The sequence below is a fragment of the Acinetobacter sp. IK31 genome, assembly GCF_035615195.1.
Lineage (GTDB): Bacteria > Pseudomonadota > Gammaproteobacteria > Pseudomonadales > Moraxellaceae > Acinetobacter > Acinetobacter calcoaceticus_C.
In genome coordinates this window covers 238,644-257,041 of sequence record NZ_JANBOB010000008.1, presented here as the reverse complement: position 1 = coordinate 257,041, position 18,398 = coordinate 238,644, and the positions used below count along the sequence as shown (strand labels likewise).

The window sequence follows — 18,398 nt, the reverse complement described above, 5'->3', positions numbered from 1 at the left end:
TATTCAAATTATGAATGGTCTTGTAAATTCACGATATGTTTTTCATCTGCGGGGGTTAACAAAGTCGCATAGATAAATGAGAAAATAACCCCGAATAAAACCGTTAAACCAAAACAATGAATTGCGTAAGTATGGCTAAATGAAAGTAATCCAAAGCCAAGTAAAGTCGACATCATACATAAAAATAACGCCATTCCAACTACTTGCGGGTGATCATGTCCATGTCGGTAGAAAATTGCATAATCAACGCCGATCCCGATAATCAGGAAAGTCGCCATAATACTAAACAGATTAATCTCAACACCTAACCATGCCTGAACAGCAAAAGTGCTCAGTAATGCCAAGCTTACTGGCAAGACCAAAGGCACAATTGAAATTAGCCCATAAATAAGCGCTAAACCAACCGCCAGACCCATTAAGGCATAAATGAGAAGATGTTGAGCCTGAACTCGATGTTCGGCAAACATTTCCGACATTGCAGTAATGGGTTGCTGGAAATGTATGTGATCATTCTGAAGCTGCTTCAACACTTCAGGCTGTTTCACTCCTGTCACCATGACTAATCGTTCATTAGTTTGAGGCTGTAAAAAAGCTAAGGGGTGATTTTTAAATACAGAAAAATCTAATAGTGGTTGTGTTGCCAGTTGCTGTTGCCATTGCAATATGTCAGTGACATTTAGGCCCATACTTTGGGCATATTGCTGCAATGTCACTTTTGGAATATTTTTTAAAAGTTGTACATTGTTTTGCTGCTCTGCCAATGGTGGAATCCATTGTCCCAAAGCTTGAAATGCACTGATTTTTCCTTGAGCTTGTAACTGTTGTAATTGTCCAATCAGTTGCTGCTCTTGTTGTTGCATCTGATTTGCAGAGGCTGCTCGTACTACAAAATAATCACTGCTTTGTTGCTGGCCAAATTGCTCACGAACAGCCTGATCTTGCTGTTTCAGACTCACATCCATACCTTGTAAGTTACGGATGTCATCGTTACTTTTGAGATAGAAAAGACTCACCGTACCCACTGCTAAAATGGCTGCAATTAAGCCATAACGTATTTTAGCTCGTTGTTGAAACCATAACCGTGCTTGTCCAATCCACGACAGTGCTTTTATGGCTGGCTGAGCATTTAGGGCAGGTAACCTTGGTAATAGCAGTACACTACTGATCCACGCCGCAGTCAGCCCCACAATTGAAAAGACTGCAATCTGCTTGAACCCAGGAAATGGGGTAAAACTCAAAAAGATATATGCAACCAATGTAGTCATTAAGCCCATAAACAAGCTTGGCAATAGTGGTTTTAAAATTTGGAAACCGCCAAGCTGTCTGTGCTGCGATTGCATCGCCATAAAATAAAATGAAAAATCGACACAAACACCAATGAGACTCGCACCAAACACCAATGTCATCAGGTGAATTTCACCAAATATCCAATGTGTGACCGCAAATGCCACAAAGCTTCCGGTTGAAACGGCAACAAACTCGGTAAATAACGGACGCAGTGAACGAAAGCCAAACCAAACCAGAAAAATTAAGCCCAGTGTAGAGCCCACGCCAATGGTTGAGATTTCCTGTTTAGCTGATTGCGTCCCAAAATTTGAAAATAAAATAGTCCCAGTCCAATGAGAATTTAATCCCATTGCCGCTAACTTTTGCTTAGTTTGCTCAATCCAAGCAGATGTTTGTTCTTGATAATCAATATTGTATGGGCTTTGCGTTAACTGTAATACGAAAAGCCGAGAGATACCTTGCTCATGGTGAATGGTCGCAAAGCCCTGCTCCATTTCAATATCTTGTTGTGACGGATTCGCCAACTGCATGGCATAACGAGGGAATAATAATAGCGGGTCTTGCTTAAGTGACTCAGCAGTGACAGGCATGCCGGGACTCATCATCTGCATCAGACTTTGTTCCGTCAGCGCAGCATAGTCCTTTTTTTTCAATAACGCTTGATCTTGCGCACTCAACAAACCTACTCGATGTTGATACAACTGTTTTGCAAATTGATCAAAATCAAGTTGTGGTTTTAGAGGTTGCCACAACTGGCTTTGCTTCGCTTGCGCTGTTAAGAAATGAGTCGCTTGTTGTATCGCAGCCTCATCTTTAGCATCTACTACCACAAATACTTTATTGTTGAGTTGCTCGTTCATGTACTGCTGAGTACGTGCAAGTTCTGGGTCTTGCTGAACTTTAGGCAATAACGCAAAAATATTGGTTTGAATATGAATACCTTTATTCAACCACGTCACGCCAAGCCCCACTGCAATAAACAGCAGAGCAATTAACCAAAGTGCGGTGAACTTATTTTGCCAGTTGGAAAAGCGCATGTTCAGCAGCCGTTAGAGTCGTCGGTTGAGAAGTCTGGTGACTAAAACGAATGGTCGTCAAATTATTGGCTTTCTCGGTAATCACAATTTGGTTAACGTACTGTTGCCCTTGAGCATCAACACGCACAAACAGCTTTTTAAATAGGCTACTTTTCGGAGTTAAGCTCATGCTCCAACCCGCTGGACTATAGTTCGCACTTACTACATTAAAATTCTTTGCCAAGGCCTGTTCATTACCTGACATCAGCTGCAAAAATAAAGTCGCGACCGAACTATATGGCGATTGATTAACTTGTATTTGGCTAAATGTACGCTGAGTTTTTTGTACCAGTTTGGTTGGGGTGACGATCAAATCTGCTTGCACTGGGCGTTTGATTTGCCATGCCACGCCATAAGATTTTGCAAATAATAAAGACCCGTTCGACACAAATGTTTTATTCAACGATGGCAATTTTTTTTGCTGTTCAAAATCAGCACGAACTGTAGGAGACTGTGACAATTGCTGAAAAATTTGAGTGATCTGTGCCGGTGCTGCATAGACCGCACTTAAACTGCTCATCCAAACAGCAGTACCCAAACCTAAAGTTTTGATGAATTTAGACATCATACGCCTCCCTTCGGTTGAAACTCAGACCATGCATTTAAACGATCAAACAAAACCTGCGGCGATTGAAAGCACATTTCACGCGCTTCAATATTCACAGCTACTTGGGTGGTATAACCTTTGGTTAAACGCTTCCCAGACTCAGCATCAAAAATCAGATAATCAATTTTCAAGCGGTTTTCCCATTCTTTTAAAATGGCTCGCACTCGAATCTTTTGTTCAAACTCAATACCGTATGCATAGCGAACATGGCTTTCAATCACAGGCCATGCGTAGCCTGATTCTTTCATCTGCATATAGTTGTAATGAAATTGATCGAGCAATTTACAGCGCGCAATCTCAAAATATTTTAAATAGTGTCCATGCCAAACCACATTCATGGTATCGACATCATGAAATGGAATTTCAATGATTACATCTGCATGCATTGGCTCACCTTATCCCATAAATTCTGGTTGATTAAACAATTCAAGTTGGTCTAAACGATCAACAATCTGTTGTAATTCGGTTTGTAATGGTCGGTCTTCTTCGACAAATGCAAAGCTTTGTAAGGTCCATTGCATAAATGCCTGCAATGTCGGACTGAGCTGTGCTGTTAAACCTTTCAGATGAATGGCCTGCACACTGGCACAGCAGAGGGCTGCAACCACTTGTTGGGTTAAGGTGATCACGCGGCTCGCATCACGTGCAGCAATGGTTCCCATACTGACTTTGTCTTGGTTATGACATTCGGTTGAACGTGAAAAAATTGAAGCTGCTAAAGTATTTTTCAAGGCTTCAGCAGTCCACGCCGACACCCCGATTTGCACAGCTTTAAAACCGTGATTGAGTGGTAAGCGTTCGGTCATTGCGCCCGTTAAATTACGTGGTAAACCATGATTCATTTTATGATCGACTAGCTGTGCAATCTGTCTATCCATCAGATCAGCAATATTGGCAATCATGATTTTTAAGCTGTCCATCGCCTGCGCAATGTGTCCACCGTAAAAATGCCCACCATGCAATACACGCATCCCCACTGGATCAATCAAGGGGTTGTCATTACTCGAATTCAATTCATTTTCAATAAACTGACGCAACCATACTTTTGAATCTTCAAATACACCAATAATATGAGGCGCACAACGCAACGAATAACGATCTTGCAAACGTGGGCTTTGATGTGCTGTTTGTACTTCACTGTTAAGCCAGTCACGTAATTGCTTTGCAATTTGCTGCTGCCCCGGATGAGGCTTCTGAGCAAACAGTACTTCATCAAAATGGCTTGGATTACCTTCCAAGGCCAATACATTCATAGCCGTAATCAAAGTACTTGCGAGTGAAATCTGCTCTGCTTTTTTATAGTTTAAACAAGCAATTGCCGTCATTACCGCTGTGCCGTTCATAAGCGCCAAACCTTCTTTCGGTCTGAGCGTTAATGGTTGCAAACCTTTTTCAGCATAAACTTGAGCAACAGGAACAATTTGTCCATCAATATAGACATCTCGCTCTCCGATTAACGTTCCAGCAATGTAAGACAACGGCGTTAAGTCACCACTTGCTCCCACTGAACCTTCAGATGGAATAACTGGAATCACATTTTCGTTGAGTAGCCAAACCAAGCGTTCAAGTAATGCTATCGACACACCCGAATAACCGCGAGCCAACGAACATAGGCGTGTCAGGACTACTGCACGTGCGGTAATCACATCCAGATTTTCACCTAAACCGCAGCCATGAAAGCGTGAAAGATGTAGAGGTAATTCATTAACCTGATGTAATGGTACTTCAACCAAACACGAGTCACCATAACCCGTGGTCACACCATAGATAACGCCTTCTTCTTCAAGTAACTGATCGAGAAAATCAGCACCTTTTTGAATCAGTTCACGCCACTCAGATGTTTCAGGTAAAGCGACCTGACATTCGCCTCTTGCTACAGAAACAACATCTTCAATACTCAGTGGCTGTTCACCTACGGTTAACACACGCATGTTATTTCGTCCAAAAATTATAAAAATTAAACCATTGATAAGGAGCACGCAGACAATGCTGTTCTAGTACAGCAACATACGTTTTAGTTATGGTTTGCATACTTTCAATACGGTTAGCACGAGGTAAACTCACCTGCTCGGCAATTGAATGAATATGAACTTGAAACTGCTGTTGCACTCGATAACAAAAAACCGCAATAACAGGCACTTTGAGCAAATTTGCTAAAATCCATGCGCCTTGAGGGAAGGATGCTGGCTCTCCTAAAAACTCGATATGCTGGACACGATCTGACTGCACAGGGACTCGATCTGCCGCCACAATGACCCACTCACCCTGTTGCATTTTGTCTTGTAAAATCATAGCAGTTTCAATACCCAACTCATCGACGGGCAATAAGCAAACATCAGCCTTATCATTTAGCTTTTTCAAAAACTCATTAAACTTGGTCGCATGTTTTTGATAAACCAGCACATTAATTTTCTGCGGATGCTCTGACTTAATTGCTCGAAGCAACTCAATATTGCCAAAGTGCGAGACAATAATAAGAGCACCTTTTTGATAATGCTGTGAGAAGTTTTCATGTCCAAAAACTTCCAGATTTTGCTCGGAGATATGACCTAGCCAACCTTCAATCTTATCTAAAATACATTCACCAAATTGCATAAAATGCGCGTAGCTGTTTGTCCAATTGGGCTGGTGGCTAAACGGAGATTGTGTTCCGGCAAAATGATGCAGTTTTTGTAAATAAAGTAAGGAAGCTTGGCGTGCTGTGGCGGCAAATAGCCAATACCACATAATGACAAAGTACATCACCAACTTGCATAACCAACGCCCACCAAAACGATAAAACCACAACACGAGCATGAGCGGCAACACGCCTCCTCGCTCTTTAATATCGTTCCATTTTGGTGAAGCTGAATCAGTCATAATTAACCTTGCAGCTTTTGTTTTAGTAGCTTCGGCAAACGAATCAGCATACCCATAAACAAGCTTGCGTGTGCTTTACTCAGCCCTAAGTTATCTCGCCAGACATGAAAATGGGAGATGCCCTGCTCTGGATAAACCACAGGTGTCGGCACATTAATAAATGGGGTATTTTCCCATTTTAAACGCACCAAAATTTCGCTATCAAAACCCATACGTGGCTGAAACTTAGCGCTGTTCAAAACTTTAATGGTGCTCTCGAGCGGATACACGCGAAACCCACACATACTATCTTTAATTTCAAAAGACAAACTATTAAGCCACACCCAGAAATGGGTAATGTAACGACCATACAACCGTTTTTTAGGAATAGATTCATCAAAGTACGGCTGACCAATCACCATAGCTTTGGGATATTGCTGGGACTGTTCAATAAATTTAGGAATGTCATCCCAGTGGTGTTGCCCATCTGAATCAAGTTGTAAGGCATGGCTTAAACCCAACTCATGTGCCGCACGCAATCCTGTAATCACAGCTTGCCCTTTGCCCTTATTCACTTCATGTTCAATTAAATGAATTTGGGAATATTGATCGGCCAATGCTCGTAAAATCTGGCTACAAGCATCATCACTTCCATCATTTACCAATACAATCGGTAAATGAAAACGATCTAGATAGGCAATCAAGTCAGCTAAATAATGAGGATGATTATAAACTGGGATAACAAAGCCATAGTTGGTCTGCATTTTTAACCCTCTACTTCCGTTTGCAAAGCGAATAATAAACGCCCAGAAGCCAAAATCTGTTCTGAATCGCGTAACTCAAAACTCACTTTATGCTCTTTTCGAGAAAGCTTAAGTTGTACAATTGCATAAGGACGGATCAGATTTTGAAATTTTAGCTGTTCATAACCCTGACACCAATTTAAGTCCGACCAAATTGACTTAGCAAAATATTGTAAAAAACCTATTTGCCCAACCCCAGGATAAATCGGTTGTGTTGGGAAATGCCCTTTAAAACAAGCTAACTCTGGTGGAAACTCAAGGCTCAAAATATGGTCATCTGAACTTTGAGACTGCGACAAAACCACAGGTTGTAACATAGGCTTAAATAGAGTTTTCAAATAGTTTTTGTTAAGTTTAGACTGCGAGTTTTGCGGTAGCTGACTGAGGAAACGCCATTGACGAGGAATCGCTAAAGTTTCCAAGCGATCTTTTAACAGTTGTTTTAAATGACCAACAAAAGCTGACTTACCTAGTTGCTGTAACTGTTCCCGAGCTTGTTCTTTTAAAACAACAATACAACCCACTATTTGACGATGCCCATGTTCAAGTACCAATACATGACATTGTTGCACTGCATCCAAAGTTTGAATGCTTTGCTCGATCGCATCTAGACTCAAACGCTTTTCTTCAAGTTTTACAATTCGATCTGTACGCCCCATCAGCTTAAATGTCTGACACTTTGCATCTGCCCATGCTGCGCCATCACCTGTCGTAATCCAGTCATTCTCATAGGCATGATTACTCTTCACCAAGAGTTGTTGGTCTTCAATACGAATAGCCACATTGCTAAAAGCAGTCCAAGCATCCTCATCTTGAGCACGATGGGCAATACCACCTGTTTCAGAACTTCCCAAAACTTCAATAATCGGACGATTTAATAAAGGACGAACACCACTTTCCAGTTTGCCACCCGAACTAAAGACCATCTGACAGTGTTGTAAAACCACATCGGTTGTCCAGCGTTTTAATAATGCAGGACTTGAGATCAAATAATTGCTTAAACCCAACGTTTCTAATTGTTTTTGAGCTTGTACCACATCTTCAGGGAATGCCATTTGAGGCACATAAAAACTTCGACCCACAGCAAGTGGTAGCAATAATTTAAACAGTAATCCATAAATATGCTGATGACTGACCGTTGCGATCACAATTGCATTTTCATCGAAAGTAAAACTCTGACTTAATCCTTGAACTTCGTTGAGTAGTTGTCTGAGTGTTCTTGGGATTTTTTTAGGTTCGCCAGTTGAACCTGATGTATAAAAATAGAGTTGCGCTTGCTGTAAAAAAGCATCATCCAAAATTAAAGATAAAGGAACAACTTTTTCAACATCTTGACGCTTTAAAAAATAAATCTGCTGTGCTGCGAAATCTTGTTCTAATTCGCGTACTCGATTTGGTGGTAAAAGTATCTGTTTTTTCGCTAACAAAGCGGCAAAGAATAAAACCAGAAATTCATAGCTGTCTGCTTCCCATAGTGCCCAAGTTAAATTTTCCATTGGAGCAATTGCAGCAGCTTGCAAAGCAACATCCTGCCAAAATTGAGTAAAACTGGTCGAATGTAGAGCACCATCTATACAAAGTGGATGAGCTGAATCGATGAATTTCTGAAAATGACAATGCATAATTTTTAATTAATGATTTGAAGAATGTAAACGCTGATGTCGCTTACGCAAAATAAATTCACCAACGAACAAAATACCCATCAGCACATAAGAAATAAAGCCATTATAAATGACCCAAACCTGCATTGAAGTAAAAAGCACAGTAGTCAAAGCAATCAATGCATTACAGAAAAAGAAAGCACACCAGACTTTAGTCACCTGTCTGGTCCACTGCACACCAGAAGGAGGTAAATCAGGTTCAACGAGTCGGGCAAAGCGCTCAATCATAGACGGCGGTTTGATGAGTGTCAGTGCAAAAATAACCAATGCACCCAAACTCATACCGACTGGATATAACTTTAACCAAGCGTGATTATGTGACAGTAAGCTAAGACTGCCACAAACAATGGCAAAACCAGTTAAAGGCCATAATAATGAGTTGCCTTTACTAAAAAGTCTGACCACACCTAATCCGATGAGTAACACACTCACCCAAACAAATTGACCGTGCGTCAAACTCCAACCCACAATAAAGGGATACAACACAAAAAGTGCTGTAATCATCCCTTTAATCACGAGCTTCATTCAGCAGTCATATTCCGAATAACCGTCACAACATCCAGTACGGTTCGCACATTTTTAAAATCTTCAGGTTTTACTTGCTTACCAGTTAATTCTTTAATTTTTACAACTAAATCAACTGCATCAATACTGTCTACATCAAGATCTGAATATAAGTTTGAATCGAGTTGAACAGACTCCGGTTCAATTTCAAACAAATCTTCCATCCATTCGCGGAGTTTAGTTAATACTTGCTCTTGAGATAACATCATCACACTCCTTATGACTTCTGCTGTGCTTCAACTAAAGCAACTAAACTCTGGATTGATTTAAAATGCTGTTTGGTTTCATCCGACTCCGCATTTAAATGAATGTTGTAACGCTTTTTCAAAGCCAGTCCCAACTCCAGTGCATCAATCGAGTCTAATCCTAAACCTTCTCCAAATAATGGAGCTTCTGTATCAATATCTGCAATAGTAATATCTTCTAGTGCCAAAACATCAATAATCATTTGCTTTAGTTCATCAGCAAGATTGCTCATTTCACGATAACTCTTCATCAAAAATTTTATAAAAACTACGACTTAACTGACGAACTTGTTTAGGTCCTACTGTTAAATCATCTAACAAATCTGAAACTTGTACAGCATCGAGTACTTTCACTTCGATATGAAATGGTCGAGATGGTACGTGGTACCATTTTTCATTCTTGGTTAATGTCGATGGTGTACAGGTAATAACTACTGGGCGAATTGGTACATTTGCACGAATGGCAATGTTGGCTGCACCGCGCTGAAATTCGTTTAGGGTCATCCCTTTTTCAGTACGCGTTCCTTCCGGAAAAATTAAAAGAGAAGCCGCATTATTTTCTTTCAGACGTATCACACAGTCTTCAACAAATTGCTGAGAACCCGCGTTTAAAATATAACCCGCACTTTGTACAGGTCCTTTGGTAAATGGGTTCGACCAAAGAGACTGCTTCACCACACAATTAGCCTGCTGCATCATACCAATTAGTACTACAACATCAATCAAACTCGGATGATTGGCGATTACAAGCTCTTGGCGACTATTCTGTAGCTTTTCCAGACCTTCGACCGAGTAAGTCATGATGCCCAGTTTGACCATCATTTCGGTAAAGCCTTTAAAGCTATACTTAATCACATTCTGCGCACGCTGCTGACGCTTTTCAGAGTCAGAGGTTGTGGCATTCAGCACAGGTGCAATGACTGTGGCAATTGCCATACCGCCCAGCCCGAAACTGGCAAAACTAAAACCAGTTGCAGCTACACGCCAGCAATAATTACCCTTTTGTTTCAGATTTTTAAGATTTAGCATTTGTTCCACCCAAATGCAGATATTAACTGGTCAGCATCCTGCCAAAAATGAGCAAAACTAGGACCCTCTGCTTCATCTGTATGCGTCCACGCAGTAATTTGTAAATTAGGTTGCTCTAGAGTAACGACAGCAGCCATCGCATAGGCAGGGAAATCGACTGCCTCAGCATAAATTTGGGGTAAAGGCTCATCATAGGCAACGACCAATACCCGCTGGATATCTTTCATTGACTTTAAAAGAGCATAGGCCTCAATCAAACTTTCAGTCCATGAACAGCTTAAGCTGGTAGATGGCGTGTCATCTTGACATAAAATAGAATAAAGCCCAGAAATTGCATTATGAACAGAGGTTGAAAATTGTGTGGGTGACGGGGTTTGCTCACTTAAAACGTCTTGCAAGATATTCAACGTTTTAGACTCATCACCATATTGTGACACCCAAACAATATAATCGACTTTACTACCACTTAATGCACCAAGTGCACTGTTTAAAGCAAGTTTAGCTAATGGCGATAACCGCCTACGTTGCATAGCTGGAATACAGTCAAGGGCTGTATATGAGGGCTGAGCATGTGTAAATGTAAGCTGAGCAAGATGTAATGTTACCATGCTAAAAGTGAACCCTAAGCAGCGTTATTCTGTCGAAATATAAATTATTTTATAAAGATGCTGATTATAGCATTCGTTATGAAATTTACAAAAAATTACGTTTATTATTCACACTTTTTCATAAATCTTGGCTCATGCTCATTTATTTGCAATAAAAAACCCAAAGAAGACTTTGGGTTTTTGAACTTTAAAAAGCTTAACGTTTAAACTTTTTCTCAGCTTTTTTGAATTTCTGTACATAACGACGTTTACGTGCCGCAACGCGTTCGTCCACTTGTGACTTACGTCCTTCAAATGGGTTTTCCGACGTTTTAAAATCGACACGTACTGGCGTTCCTTCCAGTTTGTAAACTTTGCGGAACACATTCTCAAGGTAACGACGATAATCCGCTGGGGTTTTGTCGACTTTATTACCGTGAATTACGATCGTTGGTGGATTTTGCCCACCCATATGCGCATAACGCATTTTAATACGTTTACCACCCACCATTGGCGGTTGATGTGCATCTGTAGCATCATTCAAAATTTGGGTTAATTTCGCAGGTGAAACTTTTAAATGTGATGAGTCATAAGCACGATGGATGGATGGGTACATTTCCCCTACACCAGTGCCATGCAATGCCGAGATTAAATGGACTTTCGCCCAAGGAATAAAGTCAAAACGGCGATCAACATCCAACTTACACTGTTTACGATCGTATTCAGTCATGTTGTCCCATTTGTTAATGGCGATCACCATGGCACGACCAGCTTCAAGTGCGTAACCAATCAAATGTAAATCTTGTTCAACCACGCCTTCACGGGCATCCAACACCACCACAATCACATGTGCATCTTTAATGGCTTGTAGTGTTTTCACGATTGAGAATTTCTCAATCATTTCATCAACTTTACCTTTACGACGTACACCCGCTGTATCAATTAATGTGTACTGACGACCATCACGTTCAAATGGAATATAAATCGAATCACGCGTTGTGCCCGGTTGGTCAAATGCAACTACACGGTCTTCGCCTAACAAACGATTGACCAAAGTCGATTTACCCACGTTCGGACGACCAATAATCGCTAAACGTAAGCCTGTTGCTTTGTCATGTTCTTCTGGATTTTCATCTTCAGGTACGTCTACCAAGACATCCTCAAGCATTTGCTGTACACCACGTCCATGGCTGGCAGCAACTTGTAAGGGTTCACCCATACCAAGTTTGTAGAACTCAACCAACGCAGCTTCTGCATGGACACCATCAACTTTATTGGCAACCAAGTAAACTTTTTTACCCAAAGTACGCAGTTCACGGGCAATTTGTTCGTCCGAAGCCAATAAGCCAGCACGCGCATCAACCACAAAAATAATGATATCTGCTTCATTGATCGCTGTTTTTGACTGCTCGGCCATGTAGTTATCAATACCGCCTTCATTTTCACCAATACCGCCAGTATCAACAACAATGAAAGACTTATTCTGATAAGTCGCATCACCATATTTACGGTCACGAGTCAGGCCCGCGAAGTCGGCTACAAGTGCATCACGACTCTTGGTAATCTGGTTAAATAACGTTGATTTTCCGACATTCGGACGACCAATGAGCGCAATAACGGGTTTCATACAATAACCTTAATTCAAGACCAGCCATATCTCATGGCATGAGCATTAAAAACAGTACAGGAGATATATTTTAAGGTCAGAGATGACCATAATAAAAGACGGGGCTTTGAACTGATTTAATTCAAACACCCCGATATTTTTAACAGCGTAATTTGTTAAGCGCTTATTTTAGCACAAGCGAACGAAATTAACGATTCTGCCAAATACTTAAATCGCCTTTTCTGGTCGAAACATAGAGTTGGTTCTCGATAACACGTAATGTATTAACTTCACCACTTGTTTTTGAACGACCAATTAATTTACCTGTTGCTGGTTCAACAAGATGCAATACGCCATCTAAATCACCTACAACAAGATCTTGTCCTAGCACAACTGGATTACTTAAATGACGGTTTAACAAACTATCATTTTCCCAGATTTTTTCACCAGACGCTAAATCGTAAGCTGTTAACTTACCATTTGTTGAAGAAACAAATACTTTATTGTCATAAACTTCAGGACGTTTAGTACTGCTCGAATCTTCACTCCAAACTACGCGTTGAGAAGCAAGATCGGTTACAGTCACTTGACCTTGGAAACTAGTCGTTACCATAAATTGTCCAGCTACAGTAGGATCACCTTCGATATCAACCAAACGCTGAATATCAGAACGACCTTCGCTGACTGCAACACGACGTTGGAAACGTGGAATACCACTAATGGTATCAATTGCATAAACATATGCATTCGCAGATGCAATTAATACAGTACGAGGATCAAGGCTCACCGGTGATGCTTGACCACGCAAACTAAATTGTACATTTGGTAATTTATAAGCCCAAACTTGTTGGCCTGAAGCAGCATCATGTGCAAATACAGTACCGTCATTCGCAACAGTGATAACACGTCCAGATTGAACCAAAGACGGGCTTAACAATGCGCCCGATAACTGTGCAGTCCACTTCTGTTCGCCTGTTGCCTGATCTAGTGCAAAAAGTTGCCCTTTACTATTACCAACAACCACAATTCCTTCAGCAGCTTCAACACCAGAGCTCAAGCCTAATTTGCTGACTTTTTTCTCCCAAATGCGTTGTTTACCACGATATGCAGCTACTTCGCCTTTTGGATCAAGCGTGAAAACCACACCGTCACTTGCATCAAGTTGTAAGCGTAATGGATCAGCCTTATCAGTAGAAGAAACATTACGCGAAAACACTGGCGTTAAGGTCTTTTTCGACTCGGTCAATTTCGGTAGCGGATTAGGTTTAACTTCTTTTACTTTATTACTCGAACATCCCACCAGTACAGCCGATGCGATTGCAATTGCCAAAGGCAGTTTGAATTTATGATTCATTAAGACTCTTCCACCTGTGTTTCCAAAATTGGGCGCTCAATCTGTGGATCTTCAACTAAAACGCCAACACTTTCGAGTTTAATTTGTAAAATTTGTCGCTCTTGTTTACGTTCTAGTAACGAATTCCAAGCTGCCTGATACGCTTTTTTAGCAGAATCAACATCTTTCTTAGCAACAAAGATATCACCACGTAACTCTTCTACCGTTGCTTTAAATGCAGGATCGACGTTACCAGACAGGGTTTTTAGTGCTTCATCATATTTGTTTTGTGCCAATTGTGCATCTGCTAAACGCAATTTTACAACCTGAATCAAACCTTCATCTTTTACTTTTGAATTTTCAACTTTCTTTAATGCTTTTTCAGCAGCAGCATAATCCTGTTTTTCATAGGCTAATTTTGCTAATACAAATTGAGTCTGTATTGCCTGAACAGAGTCGATATCATCTTTTACAATTTTATCTGCCGATGCAGTTACCGAAGTTAAAGCATTAGGATTATCGGCACTTGCATTTGCCTCATCCATTAACTGCTGTACTTTTGCAGTTTCCACCTGACTAGTTGCCAGATTCTTTTTCTGCCAATATGTCCACCCGAAAAAGGCAATCAACGCAATGAGAATTCCGCTAATGATGGCAGAACCATATTTTTTGGCGAACGACTTTAAGCTGTCGAATTGTTCTTCATCACTTACGCTCATGTGATTGTCCTTTTCCAGATGTTTCAGTTTATTTTGTAAATTTTTGGATTAAAAATGGTACGAGTTCAGCAATTGCGACTTGTGACTGTTCAGCTGTTGCGAGTTCTTTTACTGCAAGCTGCTGTGCATCCCACTCTCGTTCCCCTAAAATCAAAGCAAAGATTGCTCCAGCCTGATCAGCTTTTTTCATCTGGCTTTTCATGCTGCCTTGCGAACCTGTTTTGATTCGAATACTGCTATTAGCAGCTTCTAACTGGTCACGTAATTGTTCCGCTAAAATCAAAGCGTTCGTTTGATAAGCAGGTTCTGCAACCAAAAAGACTTCACAATCACGAATAACTTCGGCCTGTTCAACTTGCTCAAGCAGAAGTAATAAACGCTCCATACCCATCGCAAAACCAACAGCTGGTACAGATTGATCCGGCTTACCTTTTAACTGGCCAACTAAACCGTCGTAGCGTCCACCCGCACATACTGTACCTTGCGAACCAAGTGCCGTAGTCGTCCATTCAAAAACAGTCTTGTTGTAATAATCCAGACCGCGTACCAACTTCTGGTTAATTACAAACTGGATACCAGCAGCAGTTAAATAGTCTTGTAACTGCTTAAAATGATCCAAACTATCTTCTTTTAAGAAATCATGCAATTTCGGTGCATTTTCCAGAATTTTCTGGGTAGATTCAATTTTAGAATCTAAAATGCGTAGTGGATTTGTTGTTAGGCGACGCTGAGAATCTTCATCTAACGCATCTTTATGCTCGTTTAAAAAAGCAACCAATGCATTACGGTATTCTGTACGCTCATCAGCCTCACCTAAAGTATTCAACTCAAGTTGAACCTTATCAGCAACACCCATACGTTTCCATAAGCGTGCAGTCAACAAAATTAATTCGGCATCAATATCAGGTGTTGCTACGCCAAAAGTTTCCACGCCAAACTGGTGAAACTGACGGTAACGGCCTTTTTGTGGCTTTTCATAACGGAACATAGGTCCCATATACCACACACGCGGTGTAGCACCACGCAACAAATTATGTTCAAGCATCGCGCGAACACAACCAGCCGTACCTTCTGGACGTAAGGTTAACGACTCAGGTGGATTACCTTTGTCAAAAAAGGTATACATTTCTTTTTCAACAATATCGGTTGCATCACCAATGGTACGTTTAAACAAGCCCGTTTGTTCAATAATCGGCAAACGAATTTGTTGATAACCATAAGCATCCATTAAAGATGCTAAATATTGCTCGAGACGTCTCCACGCTACTGTTTGCGTTGGTAAGACGTCATTAAAACCTTTGATTGCGACAATTGAACTCATGATGAACTACGAATAATTTCTTTAGATTTAGCTTCTTCAAGCTCTTGGACACGTTGACGAACCATTGTTTCGATTTCATCAACCAATTGATCGGTATCGATTAAATGGCTTTTCTCACCATTACGATAAACCAATGAACGAGGCGCTGCCCCGACCACTCCGATATCTGCTTCTTTCGCTTCGCCCGGGCCATTTACTTTACAGCCAATCACGGACACGTCCATTGGAGTACGAATATCTTCTAAACGTTTTTCCAAAGATTGCATCACCTGAATAACGTTAAACTCTTGGCGTGAACAGCTTGGGCATGCAATGAAGTTAATGCCATTAGAACGCAAACCAAGTGATTTCAAAATATCAAAACCAATCTTGATTTCATCTTCTGGTTCGGCAGCAAGCGAAATACGCATCGTATCGCCAATGCCTTCCATCAACAAACCGCCCAATGCGATCGCCGATTTAACCGTACCCGTACGATAAATACCAGCTTCGGTTACGCCAAGGTGTAATGGATTGTCAATTTGTTGAGAGAGTAAACGATAAGCATCCATTGTTAAAAACACATTAGATGCTTTTACGCTTACTTTAAATTCATGAAAATCAAGACGGTCTAAAATATCGATATGGCGTAGTGCTGATTCAAGCAATGCCTGACCTGTAGGCTCACCATATTTTTTTTGTAAATCTTTTTCTAAAGAACCCGCATTAACACCAATACGTATAGAAATGCCATGATGACGCGCCGCAGCAACGACTTCACGAACTTTCTGGTCGGACCCGATATTACCTGGATTAATGCGTAAACAGTCTGCACCATAATCAGCAACTGCCAAAGCAATTCTATGGTCAAAATGAATATCGGCAACCAATGGTACTGAAACGCGCTTACGAATTGCGCCAAATGCCTCAGCAGCCTCCATAGACGGGACCGAAACACGCATAATATCAGCACCTGCATCGACGCAACGCTCAATCTGAGCAACGGTTGCATCAACATCGCAAGTTTCAGTGTTTGTCATACTTTGCACACTAATAGGTGCATCGCCACCGACATACACCGACCCAACACGGATTTTGCGTGTTGGTCGACGTTTAATTGGGTTCTCTATCATTGTATCGCTCAACTCATGGTATTAGCGGGATAAACGGAATTCAGCTTTACCGTTTACCGTATATGGAGACAATGAAATCTGTTCTTGGTTTAAGCTTAATGACACAGCAGTTGCATCATCAAGACGAATCTGGAATGGTGACTCACCATTTAAAGTTAAAGTTGATGACTGACGACCAGTCGCCAAAACTTTACCTGTTGCATCCACAATATGAACAGAAGTTGGTCGGTTAAAGTTTAGCACCAATTGATCACCCACTGTTGAGGTGGTATCTCCTTTCATAGGTAGAACTTCAACATTAGATTGATTTACTTTAGGTAAATCAGCATCTTCTTTCTTTGAAGTCCATTTTTGAATACCCATAACAATCAATGACACAACAGCAATAACCAGAATTGCAAGCAGTGCGCGCTTTAACCATTTCTTATTACGATCACTATTAGAACCAGGGAGTTTACCCATGATTTTAATTGGCGAATTATTTAAGGCATGGTTCGGTAAAAGCCCGGTATCATTTGCATAAATCTCATCAAAGCGCTGAATAATTGCCGTCGCATCTGTATTTAGATATTTCGCATATGAACGGTAATAACCCTTGATAAAAGTCGCTTCTGGTAATGACTTATAATCATCTTGCTCTAAAGCAGTTAGAGTTTTAACTGGCATGTTTAAATCTGAGGAAACTTGCACTAACTCTTTATTTTGAGCAACCCGAATTTGACGTAAATACTCACCAGGACGTTGAATATTTCCTAAAGCAGAAGTCGGTAAGCTTGAGCCAGTTGGCTGCTGTGAATTAGGATTTATTTCCATACGGCCTCAGTACTATACTGTAATTGCAAATAACGTTGATATTCTGGACTTTCCGGGAACAAGGCACGTAATTGGTTTACTAACACTTGCATTCCCATTTTATCCGCATTGGCTCGAGCCACTCTTACACCAATCCAAAGTGCTCTTGCACCCTGATTTTTCTGCCCCACTGTACGAACATATTGCTCATACATTTGTGTAGCAGCCGGAACCTGCTGCTGCAAATAAAAAATTTCCGCTAACTCTAACATTGAAATATAAGAGTCGCGGTTAGCAAGGAGTGCTTGTTTGAATGTTTTTTCAGCACTCGCAACATCACCCAATTTTAAATAAATACGACCCAGATTTTCTAACGCCTGATAGCGTTGATCATAACCTAATGTTGTGCCAGCAATGCGAAATTGCTCGATCGCATCATTATAGCGTTCCATTTGGTATAAATAAGTACCATAGTTATTATGTGCTTGAGCATTATCTGGTTCAGATGAAATTGCTCGTTTAAAATAATGTTCTGCTTTTTCTAAGTTCGGCTTACTACCTTCTTGCTGTAGTAAAATTCCCATCATCATATTTGCCGCTGCATCACGGCTATCTACACTTAAAGCTTGATCAAGCGCTCGCTTTGCTGAATCCAAGTCACCCGAACGGATATGTTCAGCAGCAAGTTGTGTACGCACCTTTACCGCTTTTTCTGGGTCTTTTTTTTGCACATGCGTTGTTTGGCAACCACTTGCCAAAAGCGCAACTGCAACCCCCATACAAAATACCGTTTTTAACTTTGGATTACTCAAAGCCTG

19 protein-coding genes are annotated in these 18,398 nt (G+C 40.9%); all 19 read right to left on the bottom strand.

Annotation, left to right across the window (positions count from 1 at the left end):
* Positions 1 to 8: 8 nt before the first annotated feature.
* The 19 genes from MSG66_RS05975 to pilW all read right to left on the bottom strand — a co-directional run bounded on the left by MSG66_RS05975 (position 9) and on the right by pilW (position 18,392).
* Complete coding sequence (locus tag MSG66_RS05975; RefSeq protein WP_324652908.1) at positions 9 to 2,324, bottom strand: hypothetical protein; 2,316 nt, start codon at positions 2,322 to 2,324, stop codon at positions 9 to 11.
* Complete coding sequence (locus MSG66_RS05970; protein WP_324652906.1) at positions 2,299 to 2,928, bottom strand: outer membrane lipoprotein carrier protein LolA; 630 nt, start codon at positions 2,926 to 2,928, stop codon at positions 2,299 to 2,301. The genes MSG66_RS05975 and MSG66_RS05970 overlap by 26 nt, the downstream gene beginning before the upstream one ends.
* On the bottom strand, positions 2,928 to 3,356 hold the full coding sequence (locus MSG66_RS05965) for an acyl-CoA thioesterase (protein ID WP_042894852.1): 429 nt from the start codon (positions 3,354 to 3,356) through the stop codon (positions 2,928 to 2,930). The genes MSG66_RS05970 and MSG66_RS05965 overlap by 1 nt, the downstream gene beginning before the upstream one ends.
* Positions 3,357 to 3,365: 9 nt before the next feature.
* Positions 3,366 to 4,901: an aromatic amino acid ammonia-lyase gene (locus MSG66_RS05960; protein WP_324652904.1), complete on the bottom strand. Its 1,536-nt coding sequence runs from the start codon at positions 4,899 to 4,901 to the stop codon at positions 3,366 to 3,368.
* Between the two features lies 1 nt (position 4,902).
* On the bottom strand, positions 4,903 to 5,829 hold the full coding sequence (locus MSG66_RS05955; protein ID WP_324652902.1) for an acyltransferase: 927 nt from the start codon (positions 5,827 to 5,829) through the stop codon (positions 4,903 to 4,905).
* Positions 5,830 to 5,831: 2 nt separating this feature from the next.
* Entirely contained in the window at positions 5,832 to 6,572 is a 741-nt protein-coding gene (locus MSG66_RS05950; RefSeq protein WP_324652900.1) for a glycosyltransferase family 2 protein, read from the bottom strand.
* A 2-nt stretch (positions 6,573 to 6,574) separates the two neighbouring features.
* Positions 6,575 to 8,233 (bottom strand): AMP-binding protein, encoded by a 1,659-nt coding sequence (locus tag MSG66_RS05945; RefSeq protein WP_324652898.1) that lies wholly within the window; start codon positions 8,231 to 8,233, stop codon positions 6,575 to 6,577.
* 9 nt (positions 8,234 to 8,242) lie between these two features.
* Positions 8,243 to 8,797: a Clp protease gene (locus tag MSG66_RS05940; RefSeq protein ID WP_171459074.1), complete on the bottom strand. Its 555-nt coding sequence runs from the start codon at positions 8,795 to 8,797 to the stop codon at positions 8,243 to 8,245.
* The gene (locus tag MSG66_RS05935) at positions 8,794 to 9,048 is read right to left on the bottom strand and encodes an acyl carrier protein (RefSeq protein WP_080592314.1); all 255 of its coding nucleotides are present in this window, start codon (positions 9,046 to 9,048) and stop codon (positions 8,794 to 8,796) included. The genes MSG66_RS05940 and MSG66_RS05935 overlap by 4 nt, the downstream gene beginning before the upstream one ends.
* A gap of 5 nt (positions 9,049 to 9,053) precedes the next feature.
* Entirely contained in the window at positions 9,054 to 9,314 is a 261-nt protein-coding gene (locus MSG66_RS05930; RefSeq protein WP_000067033.1) for a phosphopantetheine-binding protein, read from the bottom strand.
* Between the two features lies 1 nt (position 9,315).
* Positions 9,316 to 10,119, bottom strand: a complete 804-nt coding sequence (locus tag MSG66_RS05925) for a lysophospholipid acyltransferase family protein (RefSeq protein WP_324652892.1) — start codon at positions 10,117 to 10,119, stop codon at positions 9,316 to 9,318.
* The gene (locus MSG66_RS05920) at positions 10,104 to 10,718 is read right to left on the bottom strand and encodes a beta-ketoacyl synthase chain length factor (protein WP_324652890.1); all 615 of its coding nucleotides are present in this window, start codon (positions 10,716 to 10,718) and stop codon (positions 10,104 to 10,106) included. The genes MSG66_RS05925 and MSG66_RS05920 overlap by 16 nt, the downstream gene beginning before the upstream one ends.
* Positions 10,719 to 10,914: 196 nt before the next feature.
* Positions 10,915 to 12,324: a ribosome biogenesis GTPase Der gene (gene der, locus MSG66_RS05915; protein WP_042894826.1), complete on the bottom strand. Its 1,410-nt coding sequence runs from the start codon at positions 12,322 to 12,324 to the stop codon at positions 10,915 to 10,917.
* Positions 12,325 to 12,511: 187 nt separating this feature from the next.
* Positions 12,512 to 13,657, bottom strand: a complete 1,146-nt coding sequence (gene bamB, locus MSG66_RS05910) for an outer membrane protein assembly factor BamB (protein ID WP_324652888.1) — start codon at positions 13,655 to 13,657, stop codon at positions 12,512 to 12,514.
* On the bottom strand, positions 13,657 to 14,355 hold the full coding sequence (locus tag MSG66_RS05905; RefSeq protein ID WP_324652887.1) for a YfgM family protein: 699 nt from the start codon (positions 14,353 to 14,355) through the stop codon (positions 13,657 to 13,659). The genes bamB and MSG66_RS05905 overlap by 1 nt, the downstream gene beginning before the upstream one ends.
* A 28-nt stretch (positions 14,356 to 14,383) precedes the next feature.
* Positions 14,384 to 15,676 (bottom strand): histidine--tRNA ligase, encoded by a 1,293-nt coding sequence (hisS, locus tag MSG66_RS05900; RefSeq protein ID WP_202742608.1) that lies wholly within the window; start codon positions 15,674 to 15,676, stop codon positions 14,384 to 14,386.
* Positions 15,673 to 16,788 carry a flavodoxin-dependent (E)-4-hydroxy-3-methylbut-2-enyl-diphosphate synthase gene (gene ispG, locus MSG66_RS05895; RefSeq protein WP_042894817.1) on the bottom strand — a complete coding sequence of 372 codons (1,116 nt, stop codon included), beginning with the start codon at positions 16,786 to 16,788 and terminating at the stop codon, positions 15,673 to 15,675. Before ispG ends, hisS begins: the two co-directional genes overlap by 4 nt.
* Before the next feature lie 21 nt (positions 16,789 to 16,809).
* Positions 16,810 to 17,601 carry a helix-turn-helix domain-containing protein gene (locus MSG66_RS05890; RefSeq protein WP_202742607.1) on the bottom strand — a complete coding sequence of 264 codons (792 nt, stop codon included), beginning with the start codon at positions 17,599 to 17,601 and terminating at the stop codon, positions 16,810 to 16,812.
* On the bottom strand, positions 17,592 to 18,392 hold the full coding sequence (gene pilW / locus MSG66_RS05885) for a type IV pilus biogenesis/stability protein PilW (protein ID WP_262473194.1): 801 nt from the start codon (positions 18,390 to 18,392) through the stop codon (positions 17,592 to 17,594). The genes MSG66_RS05890 and pilW overlap by 10 nt, the downstream gene beginning before the upstream one ends.
* Positions 18,393 to 18,398 lie beyond the last annotated feature (6 nt).

Coding starts and splice junctions, on each gene's coding strand:
- MSG66_RS05975 (WP_324652908.1), bottom strand. CDS start 2,324: ATGCGCTTTTCCAACTGGCAAAATAAGTTCACCGCACTTTGGTTAATT.
- MSG66_RS05970 (WP_324652906.1), bottom strand. CDS start 2,928: ATGTCTAAATTCATCAAAACTTTAGGTTTGGGTACTGCTGTTTGGATG.
- MSG66_RS05965 (WP_042894852.1), bottom strand. CDS start 3,356: ATGCATGCAGATGTAATCATTGAAATTCCATTTCATGATGTCGATACC.
- MSG66_RS05960 (WP_324652904.1), bottom strand. CDS start 4,901: ATGCGTGTGTTAACCGTAGGTGAACAGCCACTGAGTATTGAAGATGTT.
- MSG66_RS05955 (WP_324652902.1), bottom strand. CDS start 5,829: ATGACTGATTCAGCTTCACCAAAATGGAACGATATTAAAGAGCGAGGA.
- MSG66_RS05950 (WP_324652900.1), bottom strand. CDS start 6,572: ATGCAGACCAACTATGGCTTTGTTATCCCAGTTTATAATCATCCTCAT.
- MSG66_RS05945 (WP_324652898.1), bottom strand. CDS start 8,233: ATGCATTGTCATTTTCAGAAATTCATCGATTCAGCTCATCCACTTTGT.
- MSG66_RS05940 (WP_171459074.1), bottom strand. CDS start 8,797: ATGAAGCTCGTGATTAAAGGGATGATTACAGCACTTTTTGTGTTGTAT.
- MSG66_RS05930 (WP_000067033.1), bottom strand. CDS start 9,314: ATGAGCAATCTTGCTGATGAACTAAAGCAAATGATTATTGATGTTTTG.
- MSG66_RS05920 (WP_324652890.1), bottom strand. CDS start 10,718: ATGGTAACATTACATCTTGCTCAGCTTACATTTACACATGCTCAGCCC.
- der (WP_042894826.1), bottom strand. CDS start 12,324: ATGAAACCCGTTATTGCGCTCATTGGTCGTCCGAATGTCGGAAAATCA.
- bamB (WP_324652888.1), bottom strand. CDS start 13,657: ATGAATCATAAATTCAAACTGCCTTTGGCAATTGCAATCGCATCGGCT.
- MSG66_RS05905 (WP_324652887.1), bottom strand. CDS start 14,355: ATGAGCGTAAGTGATGAAGAACAATTCGACAGCTTAAAGTCGTTCGCC.
- hisS (WP_202742608.1), bottom strand. CDS start 15,676: ATGAGTTCAATTGTCGCAATCAAAGGTTTTAATGACGTCTTACCAACG.
- ispG (WP_042894817.1), bottom strand. CDS start 16,788: ATGATAGAGAACCCAATTAAACGTCGACCAACACGCAAAATCCGTGTT.
- MSG66_RS05890 (WP_202742607.1), bottom strand. CDS start 17,601: ATGGAAATAAATCCTAATTCACAGCAGCCAACTGGCTCAAGCTTACCG.